The following is an 8505-nucleotide window of genomic DNA, read 5'->3' as shown; positions in this document are numbered from 1 at the left end:
GCTACGCGCCGCGCAGCACCGCGCCGGTGCGCGCGACCGCCGCGGCCACCGCGGCCTCGCGGGCGGCCGTAGCCTCCTCGGCCGTCAGCGTGCGGTCGGGCGCGCGGAAGCGCAGGGCGTAGGCCAGGGACTTCTTCCCCTCGCCGAGCTGCTCGCCGGTGAAGACGTCGAACAGCCGCAGCGACTCCAGCAGCTCGCCCGCGCCGTCGCGCAGCGCCGACTCGACCTCGGCCGCCGGAACGGAGGCGTCCACCACCAGGGCGACGTCCTGCGTGGCCACCGGGAAGGCGGACACGTGCGGGGCCTGCGGAGCGCCCGAGGAGGCCCGCTCCAGCAGATCGAAGCCGATCTCCATGGCGCAGGTGCGGTCGGGCAGCTGCATCGCCTTGATCACGCGCGGGTGCAGTTCGCCTGCGTGCCCGACCAGGGTGCGCTCGCCGCCGGCGCCCGCGTACAGCGCGGCGCAGCGTCCCGGGTGCCAGGGAGCGTGCCGGTCGGCCTCCACCTCCAGCTCCACACCGGCCTCGCGGGCGACCGTGCGGGCCGCCTCGACCGCGTCGGCCCAGGTCGCCGGGCGGCCCTTGCCCCACCAGCCGTCCTGCTCACACGCCCCGGCCAGGACGGCCGCCACCCGGCGCGGCTGCCTGGGCAGCGCGGCGCCGAGAGAGGCGAGTTCCTCGTCCGTCGGACGGCGGTCGACCGGCAGCCGTACGGCGGGGGTCTCCTCGCCGGTGGGCAGGAAGACCAGGCCCGTCTCGAACAGCGCGAGCCCTCCCCGACCGTCCTGGGAGCCCCGGCCGTCGTTGCGGCGCAGGGCGGCGAGCAGGCCCGGCAGCAGCGTGGTGCGCAGCGCCGGCTCCTCGTCGGAGAGCGGGTTGGCCAGCCGCACGGTACGGCGGCGGGGATCGCCCGGCTCCAGGCCGAGCTGGTCGAAGGCTGCGTCACCGACGAACGGGTAGTTCGGCGCCTCGACGTAGCCCGCCCCGGCCAGCGCGCGACCGACCCGGCGGTGCAGCCGCTGCCGCTCGGTCAGCCCGCGGCCCGAGGGCAGCCGCGGCAGGGTGGAGGGCAGGTTCTCGTAGCCCTCCAGCCGGACGACCTCCTCCGCCAGGTCGTTGGGGTGGGCGAGGTCGGGCCGCCACGAGGGCACGGCCACGGTCAGCTCGTCGGTGCCGTACACGTCGCAGCCCACCTCCTGGAGGCGACGTACGACGGTCTCCCGGCCGTAGGCCACGCCCGCGACCCTGCCCGGGTGGTCGGCGCGCATCCGGACGGTGCGCGGACCGCTGGGCGAGACGATCTCGGTGACCCCCGCCTCGGCGGTGCCCCCGGCCAGCAGCACCAGCAGGTCGACGGTGCGCTGGGCGGCGGCCGAGGCGGCCTGCGGGTCCACGCCGCGTTCGAAGCGCCGGGACGCCTCGGAGGACAGCCCGTGGCGGCGGGCGGTGCGGGCGATGGAGACCGGGTCGAAGTGCGCCGCCTCGACGACGATCTCGGTGGTGCCCGCCCCTTCTTGGATGTCGGCGATCTCGGTGTCCGCTCCGCCCATCACCCCGGCCAGGCCGATCGGCCCGTTGTCGTCGGTGATGACCAGGTCCTCGGGGTGCAGCTCGCGCCTGGCGCCGTCGAGGGTGGTGAGCTTCTCGCCCGGCCGGGCCCGACGCACGCCGATCGCCCCGCTGACGCGGGAGCGGTCGTAGGCGTGCAGGGGCTGGCCGAGTTCGAGCATCACGTAGTTGGTGATGTCCACGGCCAGCGAGATCGGGCGCATCCCGGCCTTCTGCAGCCGCCGCTGGAGCCAGATCGGGGAGCGCGCGCCGGGGCGCACCCCGACGACGGTGCGGGCGGTGAAGCGGTCGCAGCCGAGCCGGTCGTCGATCCGCACCGGGTGGCCGAAGTCGTTGGGGACCGGGACGTCCAGCAGCGCCGGGTCGCGCAGCGGCAGACCGTAGGCGATCGCCGTCTCGCGGGCGATGCCGCGCATGGACAGGCAGTAGCCGCGGTCGGGCGTGACGGCGATGTCGAGGACCTCGTCCACCAGCTCCAGCAGCTCGATGGCGTCGGCGCCCACCTCGTGCTCCGGCGGGAGCACGATGATGCCCTCGTGGTCGTCGCTCATGCCCAGCTCACTGGCCGAGCAGATCATGCCCTCCGAGAGCCTGCCGTAGGTCTTGCGGGCGCCGATCCGGAAGTCCCCGGGCAGCACGCCGCCGGGCAGGATCACCACGACCTTGTCGCCGACGGCGAAGTTGGTGGCGCCGCAGACGATGTTCTGCGGCTCACCGGTGCCGTTGGCGTCGCCGACGTCGACCTGGCAGTAGCGGATCGGCTTCTTGAAGCCCGACAGCTCCTCGATCGCCAGTACCTGTCCGACGACGAGCGGGCCCTTCAGCCCGGCCCCGAGCCGCTCGACGGTCTCGACCTCGAGCCCGGCGGCGATCAGCCTCGCCGAGACGTCACGGCCGGTCTCGTCGGCCGGCAGGTCGACGTACTCCCGCAGCCACGAAAGCGGGACCCGCATCAGATCTCCATCCCGAACGGCCGGGTGAACCGGACGTCACCTTCGACCATGTCTCGCATGTCCTCGACGTTGTGGCGGAACATCAGTATCCGTTCGATGCCGAACCCGAAGGCGAAGCCGCTGTAGCGCTCCGGGTCCACCCCGCAGGCGGTCAGCACCCGCGGGTTGACCATGCCGCAGCCGCCGAGTTCGATCCACCCCTCGGAGGAGCAGGCGCGGCAGGGGCGGTCGGGGTTGCCGACGGAGGCGCCGCGGCAGACGTAGCAGACCATGTCCATCTCGGCGGACGGCTCGGTGAAGGGGAAGTAGTGCGGGCGCAGCCGGGTCTCCACCCCCTCGCCGAAGAGCTCCCGGAGCATGTGGTCCAGGGTGCCCTTGAGGTCGGCCATGGTGAGGCCCTCGTCCACGGCGAGCAGCTCGACCTGGGAGAAGACGGGGGTGTGGGTGGCGTCCAGCTCGTCGGTGCGGTAGACGCGGCCGGGGCAGATCACGTACACCGGCAGCTCGCGCTCCAGCAGGGAGCGGGCCTGCACCGGCGAGGTGTGGGTGCGCAGCACCACTCCGGACTCCTCGCCCTCGAAGCCCTCCGGGGGCTGGACGAAGAAGGTGTCCTGCATGCTGCGGGCCGGGTGGTCCGGGAGGAAGTTGAGGGCGTCGAAGTTGAACCACTCGGCCTCGACCTCGGGTCCCTCGGCGACCTCGTAACCCATCGCCACGAAGATGTCCTCGACGCGCTCCGACAGCGTGGTCAGCGGGTGGCGGGCGCCCGCGGGGACGCGGTCGAAGGGCAGCGTGACGTCCACCGCCTCCTCGACCAGCACGCGCTCGTCGCGCTCAGCCTCCAGTTCCTCCCGGCGCCGCTTGAGGGCCTGGCCCACCGCGCCGCGCGCCTGGCCGACACGCCGGCCGGCCTCGGCCTTGGCGTGCGGCGGCAGGGCGCCGATCTCGCGGTTGGCCAGTGCCAGCGGCGAGCGGTCGCCCGCGTGGGCGGCCTTCACCTCGCGCAGCGCCTCCAGATCGCCGGCGGCGGCGATCGCGGCGAGGGCCGCGTCCCGTGCCCGGTCGATCTCTTCCGGTTTCAGTGCCTCGACCTCTACGGGGTCGTACGACTTGTTGGGTGCGGACATCTCTTCCCGTGCTTTTCGGTTGGCCCGTGGTTTCGGTTGGTTGCTTCGCCCCGCCTCGGCGCTTCGGCACCCTGTCTCTCGGCGGAGCCGGTTCCCGGGCCGCTCGAAGGTACCGGTTGTCGAGTCTACGGGGCGAGGAAGATCGCCACTGACCCGGAGGAGCCCGCGGGTGCCCGCTCAGGCCATGAAGGCCGGGACGCTCGCAGGCAGGATGAATCGGAACTCGGCGCCGCCGGCGGGCGAGCGGCCGACCGTGATGGTTCCGCCGTGGGCCTCGACGACGCCCTTGACGATGTACAGGCCCAGGCCGGTGCCGCCGCGCTTGCTGCCGCGCCAGAAGCGGGTGAAGACGCGGCTCATCGACTCCTCGGGGATGCCGGGGCCCTCGTCGCTCACCGTGACCGCCGTTCCTTCGTCGCCGCTCTTCGTCCGTGCCGGTGCCACTTCTATGGTGACGGTTCCCGCGCCGTGGCGCACGGCGTTTTCCAGCAGATTGCCGAGCACCTGGTCGATCTTGTCGGGGTCGGCCCACAGCGGCGGGAGCGGGGTGACGATCCTGCGGGCGAAGCGCTCCCGGGGACGGCCCGCGGCGACGTGGGCCCGGATGTGCCGCTCCACGGCGGCGGCCATGTCGACGGGCTGGCGGTGGATCTCCAGTCGCCCGGAGTCGATGCGCGAGATGTCCAGCAGTTCGGTGATGAGCCGGGTGACGCGGTCGGCGTCGGCGTCCACCGTCTCCAGCATCAGCCGCTTCTGGTCGTCGGTGAACCTCTCCCACTTGGCCAGCAGCGTCGCGGTGAAGCCCTTCACCGAGGTCAGCGGTGAGCGCAGTTCGTGGGCGACGGTGGCGATCAGCTCGGCGTGGCTGCGCTCGGTGCGCCGCCGGGCCTCGGTACCGCGCAGGGTGACCACCAGCCGCCGCACGGGGCCGGCGGGACGGGCGCGGACGTACCGGGCGGAGACCAGGACCTCCCGGCCTCCGGGGAGTAAGAGGTTGCGCTCGGGCTGGCCGGTGCGGATGGCCAGACCCCCGTAGGGGTCGGTGACCTTCCACCAGCGGCGTCCCTCCAGGTCCTCCAGGGGCAGGACCTGCTCGACGGGACGGCCCAGCGCGTCCTCGCACGGCAGCGCGGTGATGCGGGCGGCGGCGATGTTGAAGCAGACGACCCGGCCGCGGGCGTCGGCGACGACCAGCCCGTCGGGGAGGTCGTCGGGGAGCACCGCCGCGCCGCCGGGCCGCGGCGGTCCCTGCCGGGCGGGGCGGACACGGGATGCACGGGGCGCGTCGGGCGGGGCACCGCCCTGCCCGCCGGATGTCCTCACGTCCACTCCCGCTCGCACCCCCTTCGGTTCCCGGGGCCGCCACCCTACTAGCCCGGGGTGACGCTGCGGCACCCTCCGGGTGCGCGCTGCGCACGGGCCGAGGCGTAGAGGCACACCGCCGCGGCGGTCGCGAGGTTCAGGCTCTCCGCGCGCCCGTGGATGGGCACGCGCACCACCTCGTCGGCCAGTGCGCGGGTCTCCTCGGGCAGCCCCCACGCCTCGTTGCCGAAGAGCCACGCGGTGGGGCCTCCCATGCGGCCCTCGTCCAGCTCGGTGTCCAGATCGTGCTCGCCCGCGCCGTCGGCGGCCAGCACCCGTACGCCCGCCTCGCGCAGCCCGGCCACGGCCCGCTCCACGGGGACGCCGACGGCGACGGGCAGGTGGAAGAGACTGCCGGCGGAGGCGCGTACCGCCTTGGGGTTGTACAGGTCCACCGAGGCGTCGGTGAGCACCACCGCGTCGGCCCCGGCGGCGTCCGCGCAGCGCAGCACCGTCCCGGCGTTCCCCGGGTCGCGCACGTTGGCGAGGACGGCGACCAGCCTGGGGCGGGCGGCCAGCACCCGGTCGAAGGGCAGGTCGAGAAAGCGGCAGATCCCGACCAGTCCCTGCGGGGTGACGGTCTGCGACAGCTCCGCGATCACCTCGTCGGTGGCGGTGCGGACGCGGGCCCCGGCGGCGCGGGCGTCGGCGACGATGTCGGCGTGCCGCTCGGCGGCCTCGGGGGTGGTGAACAGCTCGGTGAGCGTGGGCTCGCCGCCGCTGCGGTGGCCGACGGCCTCGCGTACGGCCTGGGGTCCCTCGGCGAGGAAGCGGCGCTCCTTGCCGCGGGTGTTGCGGCGGGCCAGCCGCCGGACGGCGGTGACGCGCGGGGAGCGCGGGGAGGTCAGTTCCGGGGCGGCGGCCATGGCGCGGCGTTCTCGCTTCTCGGGTCTCTCGGGGCTTCCCGGCGGGCGCACCGGACGGGGCGGACGGGCCGGGACGGGGGCCGGACCCGCGGGCTCGGCGGCCCGCGGGTCCGGTGGCGTCCCGTGTCGTCGTCAGGCGGCCTTGGGGGCGTTGACGTCGCTCGGCAGCGCCTTCTGGGCCACCTCGACCAGCGCGGCGAACGCGTTCGGGTCGTTGACCGCGAGATCGGCCAGGATCTTGCGGTCCACCTCGATCTCGGCGGCCTTCAGACCCTGGATGAAGCGGTTGTAGGTCATGCCGTTGGCGCGGGCGCCGGCGTTGATCCGCTGGATCCACAGCTGCCGGAAGTCGCCCTTGCGGCGCTTGCGGTCGTTGTAGTTGTAGACCAGGGAGTGGGTGACCTGCTCCTTCGCCTTGCGGTACAGGCGGGAGCGCTGGCCGCGGTAACCGCTGGCCTGCTCGAGGATCGCCCGGCGCTTCTTGTGGGCGTTGACCGCCCGCTTGACGCGTGCCACGTGAATTACTCCTTGTCGCGGGGCCGGTGTGGTGGTCCGGCTGCCGTGCTACGGCGCCGTCGGCCCGAAGGTTCGATGGGGTCCCGGTGTCCGGTGTCCTGCGCCCGGCCGATCGCGGGGATCAGCGGGCGGCCGGGCTCACTTGCCGAGAAGCTTCTTGATCTTCTTGGCGTCGGCCGGAGCCATCTCGGTCTTGCCTGCGAGGCGGCGCGTCAGCGTGGACGGCTTGTGCTCGAGAAGGTGGCGGCGGCCGGCGCGCTGGCGCATCACCTTGCCGGAGCCGGTGATCTTGAAGCGCTTGCTCGCACCACTGTGCGTCTTGTTCTTCGGCATGTCGCCGTTCTCTCCTCGTCGGTGGCGCCGCCGGAGCCGGCCGTGGACCGGCGTGCGGCAGCGTCAGCTGTTTCGGTTGCTGTCCGGGCCCGGGAAGGGCCCGTGCGATCGGCGGCCGGCTCCGCGGCCGCCGGATCATGCCTCGGCGTGTTCCTCGGCAGGGGCCGCGTTCCCCTGCTGCTGGCGCTCCGCCTTGCGGGCGGCCTGCGCCTCACGGGCTTCGGCCATCGCCTCGGTCTTCTTCTTGTGCGGACCGAGAACCATGATCATGTTCCGGCCGTCCTGCTTGGGGTTCGACTCGACGAAGCCCAGGTCCTGGACGTCGTCCGCGAGGCGCTGGAGCAGCCGGTAGCCCAGCTCGGGACGGGACTGCTCACGACCGCGGAACATGATCGTGATCTTGACCTTGTCCCCCTGCTTGAGGAACCGGACGACGTGACCCTTCTTGGTGTCGTAGTCGTGCGGATCGATCTTCGGCCGGAGCTTCATCTCCTTGATGACCGTGTGCGCCTGGTTCTTGCGCGCCTCACGGGCCTTCATGGCCGACTCGTACTTGAACTTTCCGTAGTCCATGAGCTTGCACACCGGCGGACGGGCGTTCGCCGCGACCTCGACCAGGTCGAGGTCGTACTCCTGGGCAAGCTCCAGGGCCTTGGCAAGCGGCACGATGCCGACCTGCTCGCCACTGGGACCGACGAGTCGCACCTCGGGGACGCGAATCCGGTCGTTGATGCGGGGCTCGGCGCTGATGGGGCCTCCTCGGTTGCGCCACGCGGATGCCTGGCGGACAGCCGCGCACGGTTGCTTTGGTGTGACCACCGAGCCGGAACGCGAAAGCGCCCCGGACGGGACGCAGGCGGGGCTCCTCATTGACCGGGAGCACCGCCGCGATACACCGCGGGGCGCAGCCTGACCTGTGACCCGCCGACCCGGGGGTCGGTCGGGTGGGAGCTTCGGAGCCTCCACTTGCGGGCCGGATCGAGCCTCTGTCTCCAGAGGATGGTCCGGCCGGTCGATATCCCAGCATAGCAGGGCCACGAGGAAGTTCCTCCCCCGGCGCGCCGGGGGGCGCGACGGACGGAGCCTAGGCTGGAGCGCACCCGATCGGCAGGAAGCGGAGAACGATGAGCGACGACAGCGGCACCCCCACCCCCTCCCCCGGCGCCGCCGGAGGGGCCGCGGGGGCGGCCGACTTCGAGACGATGACCCGCGACATCGCGGACGTGCCCGCGGTCGAGGTGATCACCACGGTCGCGGTCCACCTGATGAGCTCGGCCGCGGTCAACCTCGGTCTGGCCGAGGGCGGCGAGGACCACAGGGACCTGGACGAGGCCCGCAAGCTGATCCAGGCGCTGGCCGGGCTGGTGACCGCCGCCGCCACCGAGATCGGCTCCTACCACGCCGCTCCGCTGCGCGACGGCCTGAAGTCGCTCCAGCTCGCCTTCCGCGAGGCGTCGGCGGTACCGGACGAACCGGGCCAGGGTCCGGGCGAGAAGTTCACCGGTCCGGTCATCGGCTGAGGGGAGCCGACCCCTGCCGGCCGCCTCGGCCGGGCGGCCCGCGGCCGGCCGTTCGGCCGCGCTCCGGCCCGTTCCGGCGGTGCGGTTCAGCCGCGGTCGTACAGCGGACGTCCCGGCAGGGCTCCCTCCGGCGGCAGCAGTGCCAGGTCCAGGCCGCGCACCAGGCGCGTGCGCAGCGTCTCGTCCGCCGCGAGCGCGGCGGCCACCCGCCCGGCCGTCTCGCGCGGCGGCGCGGCCGGGTCCAGACGCAGGGCCAGGAC

At 73.4% G+C, this 8505-nt stretch carries 8 protein-coding genes and 1 pseudogene; 1 reads left to right on the top strand and 8 read right to left on the bottom strand.

Going from position 1 to position 8505, the window contains the following annotated elements:
- Position 1 precedes the first annotated feature (1 nt).
- The 7 genes from pheT to infC all read right to left on the bottom strand — a co-directional run bounded on the left by pheT (position 2) and on the right by infC (position 7544).
- A complete protein-coding gene (pheT, locus tag AC2CJA_RS20535) occupies positions 2-2521 on the bottom strand; it encodes a phenylalanine--tRNA ligase subunit beta (protein ID WP_484604150.1) in 2520 nt (839 codons plus the stop codon).
- Complete coding sequence (gene pheS, locus AC2CJA_RS20530) at positions 2521-3648, bottom strand: phenylalanine--tRNA ligase subunit alpha (RefSeq protein ID WP_484604149.1); 1128 nt, start codon at positions 3646-3648, stop codon at positions 2521-2523. Before pheS ends, pheT begins: the two co-directional genes overlap by 1 nt.
- 177 nt (positions 3649-3825) lie before the next feature.
- Positions 3826-4971, bottom strand: a complete 1146-nt coding sequence (locus tag AC2CJA_RS20525) for a sensor histidine kinase (protein ID WP_484604148.1) — start codon at positions 4969-4971, stop codon at positions 3826-3828.
- A 47-nt stretch (positions 4972-5018) separates the two neighbouring features.
- A complete protein-coding gene (locus AC2CJA_RS20520) occupies positions 5019-5876 on the bottom strand; it encodes a TrmH family RNA methyltransferase (RefSeq protein ID WP_484604147.1) in 858 nt (285 codons plus the stop codon).
- Positions 5877-6008: 132 nt separating this feature from the next.
- Positions 6009-6392, bottom strand: a complete 384-nt coding sequence (rplT, locus tag AC2CJA_RS20515) for a 50S ribosomal protein L20 (protein ID WP_241714847.1) — start codon at positions 6390-6392, stop codon at positions 6009-6011.
- Positions 6393-6530: 138 nt separating this feature from the next.
- Positions 6531-6725, bottom strand: a complete 195-nt coding sequence (rpmI, locus tag AC2CJA_RS20510; protein ID WP_093850868.1) for a 50S ribosomal protein L35 — start codon at positions 6723-6725, stop codon at positions 6531-6533.
- 135 nt (positions 6726-6860) lie between these two features.
- Positions 6861-7544, bottom strand: a complete 684-nt coding sequence (gene infC, locus AC2CJA_RS20505) for a translation initiation factor IF-3 (protein ID WP_484604146.1) — start codon at positions 7542-7544, stop codon at positions 6861-6863.
- A gap of 305 nt (positions 7545-7849) precedes the next feature.
- Between infC and AC2CJA_RS20500 the strand changes: the two genes are divergently transcribed.
- A complete protein-coding gene (locus AC2CJA_RS20500) occupies positions 7850-8245 on the top strand; it encodes a DUF1844 domain-containing protein (protein WP_484604145.1) in 396 nt (131 codons plus the stop codon).
- A gap of 86 nt (positions 8246-8331) precedes the next feature.
- On the opposite strand, the pseudogene AC2CJA_RS20495 reads toward AC2CJA_RS20500, so the two are convergent.
- Positions 8332-8505, bottom strand: a pseudogene (locus AC2CJA_RS20495) (SseB family protein); the annotation flags it as partial.

Source organism: Streptomyces sp. ATLC9 (assembly GCF_057196705.1).
This window is presented reverse-complemented; position numbering and strand designations above follow the sequence as displayed.